We start from the raw sequence: 22,931 nt of genomic DNA, 5'->3' as shown, positions 1-22,931 counted from the left end.
GCCACTTTATTTAGAAATAGTCATCTTTTCCAAACCGTTCATGTATGGTCTTAACACTTCTGGCACGGTCACACTGCCATCTGCATTTTGATAGTTCTCTAGCACTGCCACCAAAGTGCGTCCTACTGCCAAACCAGAACCATTGAGCGTATGCACAAACTCTGTTTTACCAGCTTCATTTCTAAAACGCGCTTGTAAACGACGTGCTTGAAATGCCTCACAGTTTGAAACAGATGAAATTTCACGATAAGTATTTTGTGCAGGTAACCACACTTCTAAATCATAAGTTTTAGCTGCGCCAAAACCCATATCACCCTTACACAGTGAAACCACACGATATGGCAAACCAAGCGCTTTTAAGATATTTTCCGCATGCCCAACCATCTCTTCAAGCGCGGCATAACTAGTATCTGGGTGAACGATTTGCACCATTTCAACTTTATCAAACTGGTGCTGACGTATCATGCCTTTAGTGTCGCGACCATAAGAGCCCGCTTCAGAACGGAAACAAGGCGTATGTGCAGTGAGCTTGATTGGCAATGATTCTAAAGGCACAATTTCATCACGTACAGTGTTGGTGAGTGTGACTTCTGAAGTGGGAATTAAATAATAACCACCCTGAACCTTATACCAATCTTGTAACCAATCAGTAGCCTGTTCAAAACGATTATTATCTTCATCAAGTTTTAAAATACTTTCTAACTTCTTAAAAGTATCCCACCCTTCAGGAAAAGTCAAAGACTCTGATTTCATTCTAAACAAATCTTCTTCGAATTTAGGTAACTGTCCTGTAGCTAACAAAGTTTCTTTATTCACCAAATATGGTGTGTAACACTCTTCGTAGCCATGTTGTTCAGTTTGTGTATCCAACATAAATTGTGCCAAAGCGCGATGCAGCTTAGCGATATGTCCACGCATGAATGTAAAGCGTGTACCTGAAAGTTTGATGCCTGTGTCAAAATCCAAACCCAATGGCGTACCCACATCCGTGTGGTCTTTGATTTCAAAATCAAAAGTACGCGGCGTTCCAACTTTACGCACTTCTACATTATCAGCTTCAGATTTGCCTTGCGGCACGCTTGAGTGCGGTAAATTAGGTACATTTAACAGTAAGTTCTGTAAGCTAGTTTGCAACTCAATCAAGCGAGCTTCATCGGCTTTCAGTTGGTCGCCCAAACCCGCAACCTCTGCCATGATGGCGCTAACATCTTCACCTTTAGACTTAGCGATGCCGATTTGCTTAGACGTGTTATTGCGTTTAGCTTGTAATTCTTGTGTGCGGGTTTGTACCGTTTTACGTTCGTTTTCTAAGTCGGTAAAACTTGCTAAGTTAAATTCGAAGCCACGCGCGTACAATTGGCTAACTACGCGGTCTAAATCAGTTCTTAACGCTTGTATATCTAACATATGTGTTCTCTTATTTTCTAAATTTTTATTTTTTTGCTTTTTTAGCTAATGCTTGATTATCGAGTTCTTTTAGGTGTTTCAATTTTTCCGTAATTTTACCTTCTAAGCCGCGCGGTGTGGGCATATAAAATTGCGGAACGGTGTTTTTATCGTGCAAATCATCTGGAAAATAGTCTACGCCTGCAGCATAAGCTTCTGGCTCATGATGTGCATAACGATATTCTTTGCCATAATCCAAGGCCTTCATGAGCTTGGTTGGTGCATTTCTTAAGTGCAATGGTACTGGACGTGATTTGTCTTGCGCAACAAAGGCTTTGGCTTGATTGTAAGCGTTATATGCTGCATTGCTTTTAGGCGCAACCGCTAAATAAATCACTACATTTGATAGAGCCAACTCACCCTCTGGCGAACCGAGACGCTCATAAATCTGGCAGGCTTCAATTGCCATCCCTTGCGCTCTTGGGTCAGCCAAACCAATATCTTCAATGGCCATACGAACGATGCGGCGGCCTAAATACAAAGGGTCGGCGCCGCCATCTATCATGCGTAAGAACCAGTACAAAGCTGCATCTGGGTTTGAGCCACGTACCGATTTATGTAAGGCTGAGATTTGGTCATAAAACGCCTCACCACCTTTATCGAATCTACGTAATTTGCTCGCCATGGTGGTTTGCAAAAAGGCTTCATCAATCTCAGTGACGCCTGCACCCTCGGCTGCATTGAATAAACCTTCAACAAAGTTCAGTAAGCGCCTTGCATCGCCATCTGCATACGCTAACACTTGCTCGCGAACATCATCCGCAAGTTTGACATTTTCAGCGACTAACTGCTGAGCACGATCAAGCAACAGCGACAACTCAGCTTCAGATAAGGCATTGAGTACAAAAACCTGCGCACGGCTGAGCAAAGCGCTGTTAACTTCAAACGAAGGATTTTCGGTAGTTGCGCCAATAAAAGTAATTAAGCCGCTTTCTACAAACGGCAAAAACGCATCTTGCTGACCTTTATTGAAACGGTGTACTTCATCAACAAACAATATCGTTTTACGACCATGCTGCTGCAAGGTAAGCTCAGCACGCTCTACCGCCTCACGAATATCTTTAATACCCGATAACACCGCTGAAATAGGGATGAAATCAGCCTCAGCGGTATTGGCAATTAATCGAGCTAAAGTGGTTTTACCAACACCAGGTGGCCCCCACAAAATCATGGAAGGCAGCTTGCCCGATTGGAATGCTAATCTAAGGGGTTTATTGGCGGCTAGTAGATGTGATTGCCCGACCACTTCATCTAAAGTTTTGGGACGCAGACGCTCGGCTAGTGGTGCTTCTGGCTGATTTGGGGTGAATAAGTTACTCAAAATGCAAATACCTATTCCGAGACGCAATCAGATGAGGACAAGGCGAAGGGTTGCAGACAGTGCAAATGGCACGGCAAAACCCGTACAACGCAGTATTCATTTGATTGAGACACGGAATTATTACTCACCAACTACATCAACGCCTTGTGGCGGCTTGAATAAAAAGGTTTTAGGCTCAATCACAGGATTATGTACAACGTTGCTGAACGTGATTTTTGTTTGATGGCCGAAGCTGTCTATCATGTCCATTTCTTGCAATACATCATTTTTAAAAGCTATTGATATTTTATTAAAGCCCGTATCTGAATCTTTAGGGTTAGTGCTTACCCAATCAAGACCGTCTTTTCGGAATGCATTCACCAATCGAAAGTTTTTATCTAAGCTATCGTCACCCGCTAAAAGTGCCGCTGGGCTTGAGCCTAGTGCTTTACTTAACTCGCGAACTGACACCTGCGCCAACTCAGTATCGTATAGCCACACTTGCTTACCATCACAGATGATTTGCTGCTCATACGGTTTATGGTAATCCCATTTAAATTTATTCGGGCGTTTTAACTGCATTTCACCATAAACCTCTTGAATCTTTTGCCCTTGTTTATCCGTGACGATTTGATGAAAATCTGCTTTAACCGCATGTGTTTGATCGTAAAACTTTCTAAGGCTTGATACGCCATCAGCTTGAACAGCTATTGGCAGTATTAATAGGCAGCTCAGTAATGCAGCTTTTAATATACTCATTGAATTCCTTATTTACTCTTTGGATATTAGGCGTCGTGATGCGGCACTAAAACTTCACGGTTACCGTTGCTTTGCATGGCTGAAACCAAGCCTGCACGTTCCATATCTTCTATCAATCGTGCTGCGCGGTTATAACCAATGCGCAATTGACGTTGAACACCAGAAATACTGGCGCGGCGCGTTTTAAGCACAATACCTACGGCCTCGTCATAAAGTGGGTCAACCTCTGAACCACCACTTGAACTAGAACCGCTGTCAGCAAAATCTGCTCCGCCTTCTTCGGCTTCATTACTTAAGATGCCTTCAATATAGTTTGGTTCACCTTGTGCTTTGAGGTAGTTGACCACTTTGTGTACTTCTTGGTCCGATACAAACGCACCATGAATACGCACAGGGTAGCCAGTACCAGGTGGCATATACAACATATCGCCCTGCCCCAGTAAGGCTTCCGCGCCCATTTGATCCAGTATGGTACGCGAGTCAATTTTGCTAGAAACTTGGAAAGAAATACGTGTAGGCACGTTGGCTTTAATCAGGCCTGTAATCACATCCACTGATGGGCGCTGCGTAGCTAGCACTAAATGAATACCTGATGCACGCGCCTTTTGCGCTAAACGGGCGATCAACTCTTCTACTTTCTTACCCACCACCATCATCAAGTCGGCCAACTCATCAATCACCACAACGATTAATGGCATCTCCATTAATGGTTCAGGATCATCTGGCGTTAAGCTAAATGGATGCGGTATTTTTTCTCCCGCTTTTTCCGCATCTCTAATTTTTTGATTGTAGCCAGCTAGATTACGTACACCTACACTAGACATCAATTTATAACGACGTTCCATCTCTGCAACGCACCAGTTAAGCGCGTTTGCCGCTTGGCGCATATCGGTCACTACAGGCGCTAATAGGTGCGGAATACCTTCATACACTGAAAGCTCAAGCATTTTGGGGTCGATTAAAATCATACGCACTTGGCTAGCATCTGCCTTATACAACCAACTGAGAATCAGCGCATTAATCGCCACAGATTTACCTGAACCCGTAGTACCCGCAACTAACACGTGCGGCATTTTCGCCAAATCAGCGACTACTGGTTTACCTGAAATATCTTTACCAAGTGAAATGGCCAGTGGTGATTTCACGTCAGCATAAGCTTGGCTGCCCATAATTTCAGATAAATATACAATTTGGCGTTTAGGATTTGGAATCTCTAAACCCATGCAGGTTTTACCTGGAATAGTTTCGACCAAACGCACACTCACCACAGAAAGCGCACGTGCTAAATCTTTAATTAAATTAGTTACTTGGCTACCTTTAACACCGGGAGCAGGCTCTAATTCAAATCGAGTAATCACAGGGCCTGGCTGTGCAGTGAGCACTTTAACTTCAATGCCAAAATCCATTAACTTGCGTTCAATTAAGCGTGATGTAAAGTCTAATGTTTCTGCGGATGGCAGCTCTACCATGCCAGAAGGATCATCCAGCAAATGCAAAGGTGGCAACGCAGAGTCTGGCATTGATTCAAATAATGGCGCTTGCTTCTCTTTTAGCACACGCTCGCTTTTTACAACCTCTAAAACTGGTGGCTCAATAAATACAGGCTCACGGGCTTCCACACGTTTACGCTCAGTTTGTACAAATTCAGCGCGCTCTTGCTCAACCACTTTGCCAGCTTGTCTATCTTGTCTATCTTGCCATTTGAATTTCAGGTATTCATAGCTTGTGATGATGGCTCCGCCTAGCTTCTCTGTTATCATAATCCATGACCAGCCAGTAAATAAGCTAAAACCCACGACAAACATCACCAGCAGCAACATGCTGGAACCCGTATAACCAAAAAGGCTGCGTAAACCAGCATTCAAGGCACTGCCAAGCATGCCGCCGCGTGCATCTGGCAACTGAGCTGGCAGGCTCACGATATGCCCTGCTTCCAAAGCACATGAAGCAACAAATAGCAAAGTAAACCCAATAAAATTGAATAGCAAAAATGGTTTGTCGCTTCTTGCTACGACTTCTAACTTTAGGTACACCAACCACATGGCGTAAAACGCCAATATCGCCCACCACCATGCTGAAAATCCAAATAAATACAGCATCATGTCAGAAAGCCATGCACCAGCGCTGCCACCTGCATTATGAATAGGCGCATTATCTGCCGCCATGTGCGACCAAGATTGATCTTCGCGATGATAAGTAAACAGAATCACAGTAATAAAAAGCCCTGCTAATACTAAAACGAGCCACCAAGCTTCTTTAATTAGGGTCGCGCCTATCACATGCGACGGACTCACCTCCGCCTCACGGCGAGCATTGACTGGAGTTGATTTTTTGAAAAACAAGATAGTCGAACCTTACAAATTTTTTAACGTCAAATTTAATTATAGCAGTATCAAAGTCGCTTGGTAGCTAATACAATACTAATCTAACTCTAAACCTATCTACACCTATATTTCTACGAAGGAAACCACCATGGATATCGGCATTAAAGAACAAGACAGAAAAGCCATTGCACAAGGTTTATCACACCTTTTGGCAGATACGTATACGCTATATTTGAAGACCCACTATTTCCACTGGAATGTCACAGGGCCAATGTTTAACACTCTTCACTTGATGTTTGAAGCACAATATACAGAACTAGCATTGGCTGTAGATTTAGTTGCAGAACGCATTCGCGCATTAGACGTTTACGCACCTGGTACTTACCGTGATTTTGCAAAACTATCTTCTATTAAAGAGTCTGAATCTGTGCCAAAAGCGCAAGAGATGATTGCCGAATTAGTGGCAGGTCATGAGGCAGTTTGTCGCACAGCGCGCAGTGTATTTCCAGCGGCAGATGCAGCTTCAGACGAAGCCACTAAAGATTTATTAACACAACGCCTGCAACTACACGAAAAAACAGGCTGGATGCTACGTAGCTTGCTTGAAAAATAATTCAAACGCCCCATATTAATCAAACAATATTTATCAAAGAAAGCAATACAACATGGCAACACGTCACGTCAAATTACTCATTTTAGGTTCTGGCCCGGCAGGTTACTCAGCTGCGGTTTACGCCGCGCGCGCGAACCTTAAACCTGTACTCATCACGGGTATTGCACAAGGCGGTCAATTGATGACGACCACTGAGGTCGATAACTGGCCTGCTGATGCTGATGGCGTACAAGGCCCTGAGTTGATGGAGCGTTTTCAAAAGCATGCAGAGCGCTTCAACACTGAAATGATTTTTGATCATATCCACACGACACATTTGACTGAAAAGCCAATTCGCTTAGTGGGCGATAGCGGCGAATATACTTGCGATGCTTTGATTATCGCCACAGGCGCATCAGCTAAGTATTTAGGCTTACCAAGTGAAGAGGCATTCGCAGGCAAAGGTGTTTCAGCCTGTGCAACTTGTGATGGCTTTTTCTATCGCAATCAAGAAGTTGCTGTGATTGGCGGCGGCAATACAGCTGTCGAAGAAGCGTTGTATTTAGCCAACATTGCAAGCAAAGTGACATTGGTACATCGCCGCGATAAATTTAAAGCGGAAGCCATTTTGGTTGATAAGTTAATGGCGCGTGTGGCTGAAGGCAAAATAGTGCTTGAAACATTCAATACGCTAGATGAAGTACTAGGCGACAACACTGGCGTGACTGGCATGCGTATCAAAAACGTAACGGATGGCACCACTAAAGACATCGCGCTACAAGGTGTATTTATCGCGATTGGTCACAAGCCAAATACCGACATTTTCGAAGGTCAACTCCAGATGGAAGGCGGTTACATAATTACGCAAATGGGTCGTGGCGGTAATGCTACTGCGACTAGCGTTCCTGGTGTGTTTGCCGCAGGTGACGTGCAAGACCATATTTATCGCCAAGCGGTTACTAGCGCTGGTACAGGCTGTATGGCTGCGCTAGATGCTGAACGATACCTCGACAAGTAAGCTGTTAAGCGCAAAAAAGCGTTTAAAGCAGGCAGAGGCAGCAAAAAAGTTAGCTGAACAAGATGCCGCAAAAAAAATCAGTGAACCTTCTAATCAAAAGTCCACTGATGAAGCTTCACTTTTTCGTGCTGCGGTAAAAGACGTCAAACCTTTTACCGCACCACCAAAAGATGATTACAAGTTAAAACCTAAACCCATCCCACTACAATTTATCCGCGATGAACAACAAGCCCTTGTTGATTCATTATCAGATCACTACATTCCAGCCCATGAAATTGAAACAGGTGAAGAGCTGCTTTACCTGCGTGATGGTCACTCGCCAGACATTCTAAGCAAACTACGCCGCGGACACTGGGTGATTCAAGCCAAAATTGACCTGCATGGCTTAATTAGTGACGAAGCAAGACTCTACGTTTCAAGCTTTATTAGCGACTGTAAAAAACGTGGTATCCGCTGCGTGCGCATTGTGCATGGCAAAGGCTTAGGCTCTCGCAACCGCGAACCTGTGCTTAAAAATAAGCTTAGAGGCTGGCTCATGCAAAAAGATGAAGTGATTGCCTATGCCGAAGCCAAAAAACAAGACGGCGGAAGTGGTGCTGTGATTGTGCTGTTAAAAGCTTAATGAAACAAGGGCACCTCTATCAATTAAAACTTTGTAATTATGTGCACAGCCATCTAATCCGTCATTCCCGCGAAAGCGGGAATCCATTTTGACTTATTTTTAAAATCTAACATGGATTCCCGATTTCTCGGGAATGACGAACTTAAAAAATTTGGCGGATAAAAATTTCATCACTCAATTAATTAATAGATGCATCCTTAAAACTGATGACTAACGAAAACAACAATCCAGACGACGAAATCATGTGCACATGCAGCGGTACTACGCGCGCCAAAATTAAAAAACTGTTTAATGAAGGCATGGACATGGAAGCTATTTCTAACTGGTCTGGTGCTCTTTCAGGTTGCGGTGGCTGTGAATGGGATGTTGAGCAATATTTAAACGAATTAGCTGAACAACAAAAACAATAAAATCACGTCGTTAGAAATGCTTTGCGTCCGTCATTGCTATTCATTATTATATGGATAGACCAACACTTAACTATCAGATTTAAAAAGAAAAATAACATGTCAAAATCAATATTCACAATATTATTATACGGACGCATGCGTCCGTATAATAATTGTTAGCCCCTATGCCAATCCGACCAGAAGCCTTCGATCAAGTAGCACAAAATCTAGCGCCACTTTTGGCTGGTCTTCCACCAAAAGTAGTAGCGATTGATGGGCGCTCTGGTGCTGGGAAAACAACGCTGGGACGTTTTCTAGCTTGGCATTTCAACTCTTCACTCGTAGAGTTAGATCTATTTTTAGGCGAAGGCTGTCTTGTGCGAAGAGAAAACGAGGTTGAGAGAATAGTGAAACTTCGATTAAATTTAGGCCGCCCAGTCTTTGTTGAAGGCTTGTTGGTTCTTGATCTACTTGATTCCATTGGCGTCAAACCAGATTACACAATTTATGTTCAAAGCGCTGCCCGCCCCAATGGCTGTGGTTTTGCAGTTGAATCAACCGAATATGAAAACAGGCGATCTATATTGGCTTCGGTCAATCAAGTAGTAGAGTTGCATCATGAGGGCTAACCCATCCATCAAGCGGAACGCTGTGCTGACGCGCACCGCCCCTTATGTCAAACGTTAAAGCCCCAACTCACTCAAACTCGCATGCTCATCTGGTCTGCGGCCTAATGGCCAATGAAATTTACGGTCTGCTTCGTTAATGGCTAAGTCGTTAATGCTGGCGTAGCGCAATTCCATCAAGCCATTGACATCAAACTGCCAGTTCTCGTTGCCGTATGAACGAAACCAATTGCCTGCATCATCGTGCCATTCGTAAGCAAAACGCACGGCAATGCGGTTGCCATCGAATGCCCATAGCTCTTTGATTAATCGGTAATCATGCTCTTTTGCCCATTTTTTGGTTAAAAAATCGACTATTTCAGCACGCCCTTTTGGAAACTCAGCACGATTGCGCCATTGTGAATCTAAGGTATAAACCAATGAAACACGTTGTGGGTCGCGGCTATTCCAGCCATCTTCGGCCATACGGACTTTTTGAATGGCAGTTTCACGAGTGAAAGGTGGAACTGGTGGGCGAGCTTCTATTTGTGTTGTCATTATGACTTCCCTTTCGTTATTAATACGCCTTCCCCATTTAAGGGGGAAGGTTGGGATGGGGGTTGAGTCGCTCATTAAAACTTAAAATTTAACCCCACCCTAGCCCTCCCCCTTAAATGGGGAGGGAATGAATTACGGATTTTTAATCCTCCGCCAGAAAGCCACCGCTTTGGCGCGACCATAAGCTTGCATAGAGGCCACCTTGCTTGAGCAGAGCTTGATGATTACCTTCTTCTACTATTTTGCCTTCATCTAGCACAATCAGCCTATCCATCGCCGCAATGGTAGATAAACGATGTGCAATGGCAACTACGGTTTTACCTTGCATCAAATTATATAAGCTTGCTTGAATCGCTTGCTCAACCTCTGAATCCAATGCGCTGGTGGCTTCATCTAATAATAAAATTGGCGCATCCTTTAACATCACTCTTGCAATAGCGATACGCTGACGCTGGCCACCTGAGAGCTTCACTCCGCGTTCGCCAACGTGCGCATCGTAGGCGGTGCGCCCTTTTGCATCTTGCAGCGATAAAACAAAATCATGCGCTTCAGCACGTTTAGCGGCGTTAATCATCTCGGCTTCTGTGGCGTCTGGGCGGCCATATAGAATATTATCGCGCACACTTCTATGCAAAAGCGAGGTATCTTGCGTGACCATGCCGATATTCTCGCGCAGACTGTTTTGTGTGACAGTGTTTACATTTTGATCGTCAATCAAAATACCGCCTTGTTCAACCTCATAAAAACGCAAAAGCAAATTAACAATGGTAGATTTACCCGCGCCAGAACGCCCGACCAGCCCGACTTTTTCGCCTGGCTTGATGTTCAAGTTAAGATCTTTAAGCACTACTTTGCTACCGCCATAACTGAAATCTACTGTTTCAAATTTAATCCCTCCATGCTTAACTTGTAACGTTTTTGCATCTGGTGCATCGCTAATATTATTGTGCATTGTGAGCGTATTCATACCATCTTGCACGGTGCCGACCTGCTCATATAAAGAGGTCATCTCCCACATAACCCAGTGTGATATACCGTTTAGGCGCAACGACATGGCGGTTGCTGCAGCCACGCCACCTACCGAAACTTGCCCCTTACTCCATAAATACAATGCACTTAAACCCGTTGCAATAATCAACAACATATTTAACGCATGATTGATGATTTCCACCATACTCACAAGTTGCATTTGCGCATGCACTGTACCAATAAATTCCTGCATAGCGTCTTTTGCATAGGCACCTTCGCGACCAGCATGGCTAAACAATTTCACCGTACTAATATTGGTATAAGCATCAGTAATGCGCCCTGTCATTAGGCTACGGGCATCAGCCTGCATGCGTGATGTTTTGCTTAAACGCGGTACAAAATAACTTAAAGAGGCGACGTAAGCTGCTAACCAAACTAAAAATGGAATGGCAATGAGCGAGTTAAAATACGCCACTATGCCTACCATGCTGCCAAAATACACGACAACATACACCATGATATCGGCCACAATAAACCACACATCACGCACTGCCAGCGCGGTTTGCATGACTTTTGCAGAAACACGACCAGCAAATTCATCTTGGTAAAAGCTCATGCTTTGATTCAACATTAATCGGTGGAAATTCCAACGCATGCGCATAGGGAAATTAGCCGCCAATGTTTGATGTTTAAACATGGTCTGCATCACAATAAAGAACGTACTCAAGATTAAAATAACGGCTAAAACGCCTAAATCTTTTGTGTAGTGTTGCCATAATAAATCTTTGGGTACATTGCTTAGCCAATCAACAATTTTGCCCATCATGGCAAACAAGGCTGCTTCAAATGCAGCAATTAAGCCTGTAAAAATCGTCATGCCCAATAGATATGGACGTAAACCTTGCGTGCAACTCCATGCAAACGTCCAAAAGTTTTTGGATGGTGTGGTGATAAGTGTATCGGGGAAAGGGTGAGCTAGGTTTTGAAACCATTTAAACATGTGTATTCAATTCAAGTAATTTTTCATTCATTAAAGTATTAATTTAGGTACTCTCTACCCAAAATATGAAGCAAGAGAATTAAGAGCAGTTTAGCTGTTAACAATCGTACACACTGCCTCAGCTGCAATACCTTCGCCACGGCCAGTAAAGCCTAGTTTCTCTGTAGTCGTAGCTTTAACGTTAATTTGTGTCACATCAACAGCGCAATCTGCGGCAATATTGACGCACATTTGCACCGTATGTGGTGATAACTTTGGTGCTTCGCAAATCACTGTCGCATCAATATTATTGACCACATAGCTTTTAACTTTTAATAAGGCAACAACATGGCGTAATAATTCACGAGAATCTATACCTTTAAATTGATTATCACTTGGTGGAAAGTGTTTACCGATATCACCCAAGCCCGCAGCGCCGAGTAAGGCATCGCATATCGCATGCAGCAATACATCAGCGTCTGAATGACCATCCAAGCCTTTTTCAAATGGAATCTCAACCCCGCCAATAATGCACTTTCTACCAACCACTAGTTGGTGCACATCAAAACCATGACCGATACGCATATTCATATTCTCATCAATTCATTTATTAAGACTGATTGTCTAAGAGTGCAGTCAACACTGCTAAGTCTTGCGGATAGGTCACTTTAAGATTCCGTAACTCGCCTGTCACTAACTTAGGCTTTAAACCCAAAGCCTCAATCGCTTCAGCCTCATCCGTTGGCGTGCCATTAAATTCAGCTAATGCCTTTTTCAGCGTGGCATAACGAAACATTTGCGGCGTTTGCGCTTGCCATAAATCATTACGTGGAATAGTCGCTGAAACGCGCTGCTCATCATCGGCACGCTTCAATGTATCGGCTAATGGCATCGCTAATAAACCACCTACGGCATCATTTTCCAGCGTATTTAACAATTGATTTAGCAGCAGACTACTTAAGCCTGGCCGTGCTGCATCATGTACCAAAATCCAGTCATCATCCTCAATTTGGCTCTGAATGGACTCTAAACCATTTAAAACCGTGCCTGCGCGAGTATCTGCACCGCAGTAATGCACTTGCAGCTTGCTACTGGAGTGTAAATAAGTGCTACGCCAATGCACATCTTCTTGGTTAATGAGAATATGGATTGAGCTGATTCTAATCGACTGGTCAAACACTTTGATGACATGCTGAATTAATGTTTGGCCATGCAAGTTTAAATATTGTTTAGGTATATCTGCCAACATGCGACTGCCATTGCCAGCCGCGGGAATAATCACATGAAAACGCGTCATATTTAAAGCTGAGGGAACTGAATTGTCATGGTTAAATTTTAACATAGTGAATCATAGTTAGACTGAAACAAATACTAGATTAGCAGAAGCTAGAGTTGAACTTTCAACAGTAGAGATTTTAAGGCACGGATTTTGCATGTATGTATTTACCACACTAACTTTGAGTCAATTTAAAATGTTAATGAACGCAAAAACGCTTGTCGACAAATCACTACAGTCCATTAAAATTGATAATAAATTTAATAAGAGTCAAAACCCTGTAGCGCCAAATTTATCTGAAAAAATATTTTCGATAATCGCCTCTTCATACGCCATTAATAAACATATTGATTTTTATAACTGGCTACAAACCAGTGTAGCTGAGGTTTTACCGCACAATGTGCTACTGGCTTGCTGGGGTGACTTTGAAAGTAACTCACAAAAATTTAACTTTAATTATGATGTCGCTTCAAATTTGGCGAACATCCGTACACAAGCTTTGTTTGACAGCCCCCAAAAAGCTGACGACCTGATGCGACAGTTGCACAAGTCTTGGTCAGCCAATAATAATCGATGGCTGACTGTCAATAATCTTGACAGCTTCGACGTAAATAAGGAGATTAAATCTAAACTTCCTGAAATATTTAACGAATTTAAATCATTACTCGTCTATGGTTTAAGTGACTTGCGCGCCAGTAACGATTGTCTGTACGTTTTTTTTAGTACGGATACTACGTTTGAGGTGCAAGATTCATTGATGGGGCTGCTCATGCCACATATAGACAACGTACTTAGAAAAATTCAGCATATTGAACCAGTCGACATTTCAGAAGCTGCAAGCGTTTCTATGATTAAATCGTACAATCTGAGCACGCGCGAATTGGAGATTATTGATTGGGTAAAACAAGGTAAGACCGATGGCGAAATCGCAATGATTTTGTACATTAGCCAAAATACGGTGAAAAGTCATTTGAAGCATGTATTTGAAAAGCTGAACGTCACGAGACGAGCGCAGGCTGTGGCTAAATTAAGCTACAGTTAAAATATCGCACCAAATTAATGGTGCGATACATTTAAAAGAATCAACAATCAATCATCCGCACTAGCTGCAATTTTGTGTATGCTTAAATCTGCGCCGTCAAATTCCTCTTCCTGACTTAAGCGGATCCCAATTAACTTTTTAAGTGTGCCATAAACTAGCACACCTCCAATTAACGCAATCACAATACCCAAGCCAGTACCTAAAAGTTGTGACATAAAACTAATGCCATCGGCGCCACCGCCTGTACCACCAAGCGCCTTAGCGCCAAAAATACCAGCAGCAATACCACCCCAAGCACCGCATAAACCATGCAATGGCCACACACCTAATACATCATCAATTTTTAAGCGGTTTTGTGTTAGCGTAAAAGCCCAAACAAACAGCATGCCAGCAACGCCACCTGTCACCAATGCGCCTAGAGGATGCATTACATCTGAACCTGCACAGACCGCAACTAAGCCAGCTAATGGACCATTATGCACAAAGCCAGGGTCATTTTTACCCATCACCAAAGCGGCCAATGTACCGCCAACCAGTGCCATCAGCGAGTTAACTGCAACCAATCCAGAAATACCTTGAATTGATTGTGCCGACATCACATTAAAACCAAACCAGCCAACCGTGAGTATCCATGCGCCTAACGCTAGAAATGGGATATTTGAGGGGGGATGCGCATGTAAACGACCATCTTTACCATATCGACCTTGACGAGCACCTAATAAAATCACCGCTGCAAGTGCAATCCAACCGCCCATGGCGTGAACAACTACTGAGCCTGCGAAATCATGAAATTTAGCGCCAAATGTAGTGATAAACCACTGTTGAATGCCAAAATGGTCATTCCAAGCAATGCCTTCAAAAAACGGGTAAACAAAACCTACAATTAGAAAAGTGGCTGCCAATTGTGGGTTGAATCTAGCTCGTTCTGCAATGCCTCCAGACACGATGGCAGGAATCGCTGCTGCAAAGGTTAAAAGAAAGAAGAATTTAACTAATCCGTAGCCATTTTTCGCAGCTAATACCTCTGCACCACTGAAAAAATTGACGCCATAAGCAATGCTGTAACCAATAAAGAAGTAAGCAATGGTAGAGACTGAAAAATCCACCATGATTTTCACTAACGCATTTACCTGATTTTTCTTACGGACTGTACCAACCTCTAAAAATGCAAAACCCGCATGCATAGCAAGCACCATAATGGCGCCTAGCAATACAAACAATACGTCATTTGACGAAATTAATGCTTCCATTTCTCAATTTCCCCTTGAGTTTTCTAAAAAATTATTCAGGAAAATAAAGCAAATAGCGCGCCAACAGTTAAACCATTGATTTTACGAGTTTATTAGTTTGAGTGGTGTGGCAGAAAGCACTTAAATAGTGCTGGCAATGGTGCATTGCACTATTTAAGTGCGAAATTGACAATAATTGATTGATATTTTATTTAAAGCAGAATATTCCCTGAGCCATCTTTAAGCACCATACTACTTGCATCAGGATTACCAATCCAAAAATGATAAAACTCACGCACCACCACTAAAAACAAGCGCCTATTATTTTTAATATTGAATAGAGGCAATGTCAGATCAACTGCTGTTCGATAAGATTTATGATTTTTTAATGGTGCATTTTTCAAACGTACCAAGATGATTTTTGCCAGTTTTACGCGCGTATCAACCAATGACTGCTCTGATCCCTCTTGGCGAAGCGCTTGCGCGTAAGCTTTTAATGGCCAATTTTCTGACGCATCAAATTTCTCAGTAGCTAAACTTTCCATCAACAACTTTAATGACGTTGGTAATGGTTTCCATTGCAATGGGATGACGTCAAAACCTGGATTAATGTTTAAAGCAGCAATAGCTTTAAAATCTTCTTTCCAGAATGGAAAAAACTCACGTGCCGCAGTCAAACAGTCGTGCCAATCCTCAGTAGGCACGGTTTCCATCAGTGGCTCCACTGCCTCACGATACTCGTGACCATCCAACTCTTTGCCTGCAAGATTTACAATCAGCTTTTCTAAAAACTGCGAGCGCCTAAGAAGCGCTGCGCTAACAGCACCCTTAGCCTGCAATAGCTTTAAATAAGCCCTGACGGCTTCATCCTCACGCGTTTGATTCATTAGATTGTTATTTTTCATATTGACTTCATAAAACTATATCTGATATGCGATATCTTTAGCTTACAATTCAACATAATAATCGACTTTATTTGAAGTACAAATAATTTAAATCGCCTGTGACGACATAAAAGTTACTCATCAAAAGTAAAACTTAAGAAAGAACACCTCATGGAAATTGCATTATTAGCCATACTCATTGGCATGGCTTGGTTTTGGCTTGATAGTATGGACAAGCGAGAGCGCGCTATTTTATTAGGTCACGAACTCGCTTCTCGCTTTAATCTACAATTACTTGATGAAACTGTGGCGTGTAGCAAGCTATGGCTTGGACGTAACAGCCGCGGACATGTGCGGTTTTTACGCACTTATGAATTTGATGTTAGCGCAAATGGTGCTGATCGATTGCATTGTCACCTGATACTGCTTGGAAATCAGTTACTGAGCTGGGACATTCCACCTTATCAGCAATAACTTAACAGCCCTATGTTAAAATAGCGGCATGAAAACACAACAAGACACACTGCAACGATTCGTATTTGAAAACACGCCAGTCCGTGGCAACCTAGTCAATCTCACGCAAACACTACAGCAAGCACTGAATAAACAGCACTTACCCACAGGCTTGCGAAAGGCACTTGGTGAGCTAATGGCTGCCAGCGCCTTACTCACAGCTACACTTAAGATGAATGGCTCTTTGGTGATGCAAATTCAAAGTAAAGGTGCTTTAAAGCTATTGGTGGTCGAATGTAATTCAGATGTTGGCACTACTATAAAAATGCGCGCCACAGCTAAATGGAGTGGTGAAGTAACAGATAACCAAAATTTATTTGAGTTAATCGAACAAGGTCAATTCATGATTACGCTAGACCCTAAAGAGGGGCAAGCCTATCAAGGTATTGTGCCAATCGAGGGTGATAGCATTAGCGCAGTATTGGAAAACTACATGATGCGCTCTGAGCAAATTGACACCAAAATATGGTTAAGTTGCGATGGTGATTCTGCTGCAGGCATGTTGATACAAAAATTACCAGAGACGATGAATCAAGAAACACAAATACATGATGAAGATATTTGGAACCGCGTAGGTCACTTAGCTGACACGGTGACCGATGATGAATTGCTTAACTTGCCAACTGAAACGCTCATCACTCGCTTATTTCACGAAGAGGATGTACGTCTATTTGAACCTAGCATTACGCAATTCTTTTGTAGTTGCACTCGTGAAAGCGTCTCTAATATGTTGCGCATGCTGGGTGATGAAGAAATCAACAGCATCATTGAGGAACAAGGAAAAATTGAGGTGAACTGCGACTTTTGTAATTCACATTATGCTTTTGATAAGGTAGATGCTGCGCAATTAATGGCGACTGAAGTAGCGGTTACCACTAGCCCTAAAGTTCACTAAGTGATTAGCGAGTTTTTCACAAAGTCATTATCTACACATCATAGGTAAAAACTCAGCGGCAACACTCGTTCTATTCTCGCCTTTTAGCGTCATTTTATCTGGTGCTTTAGCGTTACCACACACCCATGTCACTGGTACGATTTGAGAATCTTCAATCACCGCAGGCCGAAGCGACAATACTTTACCTGTAAGTTTTGCATGTGCTTTATTGCCAAAGGTCATGTGAATGGCGCCATTCTTCACTTCAACTGAACTGATAAAATTACTCACAATTTTATCTGCATCAGGCAGACCTGCCTCTTTATTGTCAGCAGGTAATGTTTTAGTCAGCTTCCATGCAGCTGCAATAGGCTCTTTCACAATATCAGCCAATGGCAGTGCTGCATTGACGTGCTCCTTAACGATACTTCCCAAACTAGAAGGAATCGCAATCATCGCCAAGATGGCAATAATCGCCACTACCACCATCATTTCAATTGCAGAGAAACCTACTTGTTTATATTTCAATTGGTGTGTCATAAAACCTGCCGCTTACGCTCAAATAGACAAATAGCCGCGGCTGCCCCTGCATTAAGCGACTCTACAGAACCGAACTGACTTTCTGTCATTGGAATAGTAATACTTTTATCTGCGGCTGCTATGGTTTGTTTCCTTAACCCAGCACCTTCATTACCAATCACAAATGCCGTGGCTTGCGTAAAGTCTTGCGCATACAGCGACTCGCCGTGCATAGCCGTTGCATAACTATTGCCACTAAAGTTATCTAGCTCAGCAATTAAATTAGCACGTTCCACAATGGGCAATACAAATTGTGCGCCTTGTCCTCCACGCAAGGCTTTTGGTGACCAAGCGTCAGTACAACTGGTACTTAAGTAGACCGCTTCTACCCCTGCTGCTGCTGCCGTGCGCAACATACTACCCAAATTACCAGGGTCTTGAATATCTTCTAACATTAATGCAAATTTTGGTTGCTCTGGCGCAGTTAATTGCGGAATTTTAACCAAAGCCAAAATACCAGTTGCACTTGCTACAGGTGTGAGTTCAGCAAACATTAACGTCGGCAACATAATGGTTGAGATTTCGGTCAGAGTTTGAATCAACCCAGTCGCTTCTATGCTGCTTTTGCCTTCTGGAATAATGATCATCACAGGCTCACCAAAAGTAGCCATATAGGCTTCTATTAAATGCACGCCATCTAATAAGGTTTGCCCTTCACTACGGCGCTCACGTGAATTATCAGCTAACTTTTTAAGCTGCTTAAAAACGGGATTGTCGCGCGAAATGATGTGTTTAAATGACATTGAACAATTGTTTACATATTAAAAATGACAGTTTAACCGAACTCACTTGTGAGCGCATAAGGATTACAGTAAATTATCTAAGTAGTTAGAATTTAAGATAATAATTGAATCTACTTTTAAAACTTATAAATTTCAGGAGGCAATATGTCATTGACTAAACGTTCTGTTGCAGAACTAATTGGTACTTTTTGGCTGGTTTTAGGCGGTTGTGGTAGTGCTGTATTAGCGGCTGGCATTCCAGATTTAGGCTTAGGTTATCTAGGCGTATCATTCGCTTTTGGTTTAACGGTGGTGACGATGGCATATGCAATTGGTCATATTTCAGGCTGTCATCTGAACCCTGCAGTTTCAATTGGCTTAGTGGCTGGCGGACGATTTAAAGCCAGTGAATTACCCCATTATATTGTCGCGCAAGTGCTGGGTGCCATTCTGGCCGCACTACTTATTCGTACCATTGCTAGCGGTGCTGAAGGTTTTGCAGGCGGACTAGCTTCAAATGGTTTTGGTGAACATTCACCACATGGCTACAGTATGATGGCAGCACTAGTGACTGAAGTCGCGATGACGGCGATGTTCTTGTTCATAATCATGGGGGCTACTGACAAACGCGCACCTGCAGGCTTGGCGCCACTTGCCATTGGTTTTACACTCACACTTATCCATATGATTAGCATTCCAGTCACCAACACTTCAGTAAACCCAGCACGTAGCACTGGTCCAGCTTTGTTAGAAGGCGGCATTGCACTTAGTCAGCTTTGGTTATTCTGGTTAGCGCCTATTATTGGTGCGGTAATTGGTGCTTTGCTATATAACTTTATTAGCAAAGAAGATTAATAGCGACGGATTTTAAAGTACAACACGTTTATGCGTGGTGGACTTTATTTTTTAATGGCGATATTCTGCAACTCTTAACCGTTTTTTATTTTTTGGACTCAATAACAACATGAAAAAAAGCATATTACTTATCATTTTACTGTCGTCACTTTGCTTGATGGCTTGCCATAAAAAAACAGAAGAAGCTGCTCCAGTAGAAACTGCACCGAAAGCAACAGAAGCACCTGTTTTAAACGCACCAGCAGCTAAAACTGAAGCCGAAATGTCGGACGCAGAAAAAGAAATGGCTAAAAAACAAGCGTTAATGGACTATGGTGTGATGGAAGACACTTACATGAACGATTCTAAAGCACAATGGGCGTCTAGCGCCAAAGCTAGCTCTACATTTGGCGATGATGATGGAAAAACACCTTCAAGCTCAAATGTTGCTGATAATGTAGTAGGCAAAGTGGACGGCAAAACTTGGACAAATAATAATCAAGAAATTGGGTTTGACTGGTTAGAGCTCACTTACGATAAACCTGTTGCAGCAACAGAAGTTAGATTAGTCATGCCAAATGGCGACGCTCCAGAAGCCATTAGCAAAGTCGAGTTGCAAGATACTGAAAGCAAATGGCATACGGTTTGGTCAGGCATCAGCGATGTGAAAAACGATAGCCGTGGTAATAGAACTTGGTTTGTAAAAACTTTCCCCAAAACGGCATATCAAGTCAAAGCGGTGAAATACACTATGGCTAATAATGTTAGTCATGGTTATAAATATGTAGATGCAGCTCAATTAGTGGGCGAGTAATGCCCAATAACAAGCAGTAAATATATAAAAATCAAAAGCGCCCATGTCAGCTTGCTACATGGGCGTTATAATTTGGGCTATGGCTAAAAAATTAAAATCTAAACTTCCGCTTGAACGCATTATCTGCAATCAAGGCTTTGGCGCACGTAAGTTGTGCCGCATATTAATTCTCAATCAAGAGGTCACGGTCAATGGTGAGATTTGTGACGACCCTGATGCAGAGTTTGAAACTGAAAATCTGCAATATACGGTAAAAGGTGATGCATGGGATTACCGCGAAAAATCTTACTTAATGCTGCATAAACCAAGCGATTACGAATGCTCACACAAAACCCAGCACCACCCTACTATCTACAGTTTACTGCCACACCCACTGGTAGTGCGCGATGTGCAGTGCATAGGCAGGTTAGATGAAGATACCACTGGGTTAATTCTAATTTCAGACGATGGTCAGTTTATTCACCGCATGAGTTCGCCTAAACATAAAGTGCCAAAAGTCTATGAAGTGACCTGCAAACACGCCGTCAGCGATGAACAAATTGCCCACATTTTAAAAGGCGTGCAATTAATTGATGAAGATGCGCCAATTGCTGCCCTTGCTTGTACACGCATCACTGAAAATGTGATCCATATGACGCTAGCTGAAGGCAAATATCATCAAGTTAAGCGCATGGTAGCCGCCATAAGCAACCGCGTGGAAGGCTTGAAGCGTATTCAAATCGGTGAAGTGAAGTTGCCTGATGACTTAGCTGTTGGCGAATGGCGTTGGTTGAGTGAATCTGAGTTAGCTTCTCTCAATAACGCGGAAAAGGCTTAAGTTAATGATATTTAATTAGCCGTTTATTCAAAAGAATAGGTTTATCATATGAAAAAATTGTGTGCTTTTCTCAGCTTACTTATTGTTATTTTTAGCAGTCAATATGTGAATGCACAAACGATACGAGAGCGGATTACTGAGAGATTAGCGCATCGACAGCAAGTGGATGAAATGGAACTAGAGGATGGCGACAATCAGCCCTTCAATCCAGAAAACGCCACTGTTCAACGCAATATTAGCTATGGTGCTGATATTGCACAAAGCTTCGACGTATACATTCCAAAAGACGCACAAAACGCGTCTGTAGTATTGATGGTACATGGCGGCGCTTGGCGGACAGGTGATAAAGCCATGAATCGCGTGGTTGAAAACAAAGCTAATAGATGGTTAGCTAAAGGCATTATTTTCGTTTCTATCAACTACCGTATGCTGCCAAAAGCTGACCCACTCACACAGGCAAGCGATGTCGCATTAGCTCTGGCGAAAGCGCAATCTCTAGCACCAACTTGGGGTGGTAATGCTAAGCGCTTCGTCTTAATGGGGCATTCAGCAGGTGCGCATTTGGTAGCTCTGATTACCGCTGACGCCAACATTGCAAAACAACAAGGCGCTCAACCTTGGCTAGGCACTGTGATGCTCGATAGTGCTGCATATGATCTTGAAAAAACCATGTCATCTAAGCACCTACCTTTTTACGACAAAGCTTTTGGTAGCGATAGTGCCTTCTGGAAAAGCACCTCGCCCAGTCATCAACTCTCGCAAAAAACAGTACCTATGCTAGCGGTTTGTTCCACCAAAAGAAAAGACAAACCTTGCACTCAAGCAGAAGCTTTCATTGAAAAAGCGACTAAGTTAGGCACACCAGCAAACGTTCTTCCCGTCGCAATGTCTCATAAAGAAATCAATGAAAATTTAGGCTTAACAAGTGATTATACGGACAAAGTTGAAGCATTTATGCGCTCACTTGGGCTGCCTTTGTAATTTCAACCATTAGAAACTAAACTTAAATTTAAAACATAAATGAAAAATCTTCTTACTTGGCTGACAGCACTTGCGCTCACGGCATGCATGGGCACCCCTGAAAATGTAAAGGTGGTTGAGAGTGTTGATGCAAATCAGTATCTCGGCACATGGTATGAAATTGCGAGGTTAGACCATTCATTTGAACGTGATTTAGAAAAGGTAACGGCTACTTATAGCCTGCGAGACGACGGCGGCATTAAAGTCATTAATCGTGGCTTTAATACAAAAACAAATGAGTGGAAAGAGGCCGAAGGCAAAGCTTATTTTGTAGATCCTCCCAATGCCGACAAAACCAATACAGGCAAGCTTAAGGTATCATTCTTTGGCCCATTTTACGGTGCGTATAACATTATGGTGTTAGATAAACCGTACTATAACTATGTCATGGTTTGTGGACCAGATAAGTCTTATTTATGGATACTTTCCAGAACGCCACAACTCACTTATCCGATTAAACAACATTTGATTGCGCAGGCTAAAGAGCTCGGATTTGATACAGAACAATTAATTCATGTGCTACAAAGCGCTGAAATCATCAATTACAAAGCAGGACCCCATGTCAATAAATGATGTGGAACAACAGGCTTTTCTAACATCATAATTCTATAAAGCTATTTATGAAGTAAGGCCTCAAACTCAATGGCAGGTATAGGTTTACTGAAGTAATAACCTTGCAGCTCATCGCAACCAATCGACTGAAGATAATCGTGTGTAATGGTCTAACAAACTGCCACACTTGCTAAGGTTTTTTGCTGATACTTTT

Annotated in this window: 25 protein-coding genes; 13 read left to right on the top strand and 12 right to left on the bottom strand. The window is 42.7% G+C overall.

All coding sequences use genetic code 11. The features are described 5' to 3' along the window. Positions 1–6 precede the first annotated feature (6 nt). The 4 genes from serS to PSU78_RS12815 all read right to left on the bottom strand — a co-directional run bounded on the left by serS (position 7) and on the right by PSU78_RS12815 (position 5,847). Positions 7–1,407, bottom strand: coding sequence for a serine--tRNA ligase (serS, locus tag PSU78_RS12830; RefSeq protein ID WP_300388624.1), 1,401 nt, complete (start codon positions 1,405–1,407; stop codon positions 7–9). 25 nt (positions 1,408–1,432) lie between these two features. Then, positions 1,433–2,767, bottom strand: coding sequence for a replication-associated recombination protein A (locus tag PSU78_RS12825; RefSeq protein WP_300388623.1), 1,335 nt, complete (start codon positions 2,765–2,767; stop codon positions 1,433–1,435). 120 nt (positions 2,768–2,887) lie between these two features. Continuing rightward, entirely contained in the window at positions 2,888–3,505 is a 618-nt protein-coding gene (gene lolA / locus PSU78_RS12820) for an outer membrane lipoprotein chaperone LolA (protein ID WP_300388622.1), read from the bottom strand. A 26-nt stretch (positions 3,506–3,531) separates the two neighbouring features. Beyond that, positions 3,532–5,847, bottom strand: coding sequence for a DNA translocase FtsK (locus PSU78_RS12815; RefSeq protein ID WP_300388620.1), 2,316 nt, complete (start codon positions 5,845–5,847; stop codon positions 3,532–3,534). Between the two features lie 130 nt (positions 5,848–5,977). Here PSU78_RS12815 and PSU78_RS12810 point away from each other — a divergent pair, with 130 nt between their 5' ends. The 5 genes from PSU78_RS12810 (at position 5,978) to PSU78_RS12790 (ending at position 9,079) form a co-directional block, all read left to right on the top strand. Continuing rightward, on the top strand, positions 5,978–6,442 hold the full coding sequence (locus PSU78_RS12810; RefSeq protein ID WP_300388618.1) for a Dps family protein: 465 nt from the start codon (positions 5,978–5,980) through the stop codon (positions 6,440–6,442). Between the two features lie 52 nt (positions 6,443–6,494). Beyond that, positions 6,495–7,439, top strand: coding sequence for a thioredoxin-disulfide reductase (gene trxB, locus PSU78_RS12805; RefSeq protein ID WP_300388616.1), 945 nt, complete (start codon positions 6,495–6,497; stop codon positions 7,437–7,439). Beyond that, complete coding sequence (locus PSU78_RS12800; protein WP_300388614.1) at positions 7,414–8,061, top strand: Smr/MutS family protein; 648 nt, start codon at positions 7,414–7,416, stop codon at positions 8,059–8,061. Before trxB ends, PSU78_RS12800 begins: the two co-directional genes overlap by 26 nt. A 206-nt stretch (positions 8,062–8,267) precedes the next feature. Then, positions 8,268–8,471: a (2Fe-2S)-binding protein gene (locus PSU78_RS12795; RefSeq protein WP_300388612.1), complete on the top strand. Its 204-nt coding sequence runs from the start codon at positions 8,268–8,270 to the stop codon at positions 8,469–8,471. 164 nt (positions 8,472–8,635) lie between these two features. Continuing rightward, positions 8,636–9,079 carry a hypothetical protein gene (locus PSU78_RS12790; protein WP_300388610.1) on the top strand — a complete coding sequence of 148 codons (444 nt, stop codon included), beginning with the start codon at positions 8,636–8,638 and terminating at the stop codon, positions 9,077–9,079. A gap of 54 nt (positions 9,080–9,133) precedes the next feature. On the opposite strand, the gene PSU78_RS12785 is transcribed toward PSU78_RS12790, so the two are convergent. The 4 genes from PSU78_RS12785 to ispD all read right to left on the bottom strand — a co-directional run bounded on the left by PSU78_RS12785 (position 9,134) and on the right by ispD (position 12,858). Further along, positions 9,134–9,613: a nuclear transport factor 2 family protein gene (locus PSU78_RS12785; RefSeq protein WP_300388608.1), complete on the bottom strand. Its 480-nt coding sequence runs from the start codon at positions 9,611–9,613 to the stop codon at positions 9,134–9,136. Positions 9,614–9,755: 142 nt separating this feature from the next. Continuing rightward, positions 9,756–11,582 (bottom strand): ABC transporter ATP-binding protein, encoded by a 1,827-nt coding sequence (locus tag PSU78_RS12780; protein ID WP_300388606.1) that lies wholly within the window; start codon positions 11,580–11,582, stop codon positions 9,756–9,758. A 90-nt stretch (positions 11,583–11,672) separates the two neighbouring features. After that, entirely contained in the window at positions 11,673–12,146 is a 474-nt protein-coding gene (ispF, locus tag PSU78_RS12775) for a 2-C-methyl-D-erythritol 2,4-cyclodiphosphate synthase (protein WP_300388604.1), read from the bottom strand. Positions 12,147–12,171: 25 nt separating this feature from the next. Next, positions 12,172–12,858 (bottom strand): 2-C-methyl-D-erythritol 4-phosphate cytidylyltransferase, encoded by a 687-nt coding sequence (ispD, locus tag PSU78_RS12770; RefSeq protein WP_300388602.1) that lies wholly within the window; start codon positions 12,856–12,858, stop codon positions 12,172–12,174. Positions 12,859–13,033: 175 nt separating this feature from the next. Here ispD and epsA point away from each other — a divergent pair, with 175 nt between their 5' ends. Next, entirely contained in the window at positions 13,034–13,879 is an 846-nt protein-coding gene (gene epsA, locus PSU78_RS12765; RefSeq protein WP_300388600.1) for an XrtB/PEP-CTERM-associated transcriptional regulator EpsA, read from the top strand. Positions 13,880–13,926: 47 nt separating this feature from the next. Here the strand turns inward: epsA and PSU78_RS12760 are convergent, their stop codons facing one another. Then, a complete protein-coding gene (locus tag PSU78_RS12760; protein WP_300388598.1) occupies positions 13,927–15,129 on the bottom strand; it encodes an ammonium transporter in 1,203 nt (400 codons plus the stop codon). 191 nt (positions 15,130–15,320) lie between these two features. Beyond that, entirely contained in the window at positions 15,321–15,995 is a 675-nt protein-coding gene (locus PSU78_RS12755; protein ID WP_300388701.1) for a hypothetical protein, read from the bottom strand. 168 nt (positions 15,996–16,163) lie between these two features. Here PSU78_RS12755 and PSU78_RS12750 point away from each other — a divergent pair, with 168 nt between their 5' ends. Next, the gene (locus PSU78_RS12750) at positions 16,164–16,466 is read left to right on the top strand and encodes a DUF3301 domain-containing protein (RefSeq protein WP_300388596.1); all 303 of its coding nucleotides are present in this window, start codon (positions 16,164–16,166) and stop codon (positions 16,464–16,466) included. Between the two features lie 28 nt (positions 16,467–16,494). Continuing rightward, positions 16,495–17,400 carry an Hsp33 family molecular chaperone HslO gene (hslO, locus tag PSU78_RS12745; protein ID WP_300388594.1) on the top strand — a complete coding sequence of 302 codons (906 nt, stop codon included), beginning with the start codon at positions 16,495–16,497 and terminating at the stop codon, positions 17,398–17,400. 27 nt (positions 17,401–17,427) lie between these two features. On the opposite strand, the gene PSU78_RS12740 is transcribed toward hslO, so the two are convergent. Together PSU78_RS12740 and PSU78_RS12735 are read right to left on the bottom strand one after the other, a co-directional pair. Then, a complete protein-coding gene (locus PSU78_RS12740) occupies positions 17,428–17,919 on the bottom strand; it encodes a pilin (protein WP_300388592.1) in 492 nt (163 codons plus the stop codon). Continuing rightward, positions 17,916–18,701 (bottom strand): RNA methyltransferase, encoded by a 786-nt coding sequence (locus PSU78_RS12735; protein WP_300388590.1) that lies wholly within the window; start codon positions 18,699–18,701, stop codon positions 17,916–17,918. Before PSU78_RS12735 ends, PSU78_RS12740 begins: the two co-directional genes overlap by 4 nt. Before the next feature lie 144 nt (positions 18,702–18,845). On the opposite strand from PSU78_RS12735, the gene aqpZ reads away from it, so the two are divergent. The 5 genes from aqpZ (at position 18,846) to PSU78_RS12710 (ending at position 22,738) form a co-directional block, all read left to right on the top strand. After that, positions 18,846–19,535, top strand: a complete 690-nt coding sequence (aqpZ, locus tag PSU78_RS12730) for an aquaporin Z (RefSeq protein ID WP_300388588.1) — start codon at positions 18,846–18,848, stop codon at positions 19,533–19,535. Positions 19,536–19,644: 109 nt separating this feature from the next. Continuing rightward, positions 19,645–20,328 (top strand): hypothetical protein, encoded by a 684-nt coding sequence (locus PSU78_RS12725; RefSeq protein WP_300388586.1) that lies wholly within the window; start codon positions 19,645–19,647, stop codon positions 20,326–20,328. Between the two features lie 79 nt (positions 20,329–20,407). Beyond that, entirely contained in the window at positions 20,408–21,145 is a 738-nt protein-coding gene (locus tag PSU78_RS12720) for a 16S rRNA pseudouridine(516) synthase (protein ID WP_300388584.1), read from the top strand. Between the two features lie 48 nt (positions 21,146–21,193). Further along, entirely contained in the window at positions 21,194–22,126 is a 933-nt protein-coding gene (locus PSU78_RS12715) for an alpha/beta hydrolase (RefSeq protein ID WP_300388582.1), read from the top strand. A gap of 39 nt (positions 22,127–22,165) precedes the next feature. Continuing rightward, positions 22,166–22,738, top strand: coding sequence for a lipocalin family protein (locus PSU78_RS12710; protein WP_300388580.1), 573 nt, complete (start codon positions 22,166–22,168; stop codon positions 22,736–22,738). The last annotated feature ends 193 nt before the right edge of the window (positions 22,739–22,931 follow it).

Origin of the sequence: Methylotenera sp. (assembly GCF_029945705.1) — a bacterium.
Classification (GTDB): Bacteria; Pseudomonadota; Gammaproteobacteria; order Burkholderiales; family Methylophilaceae; genus Methylotenera.
The sequence above is the reverse complement of the archived record's forward strand: the minus strand, read 5'-3'. Positions and strand labels throughout refer to the sequence as shown.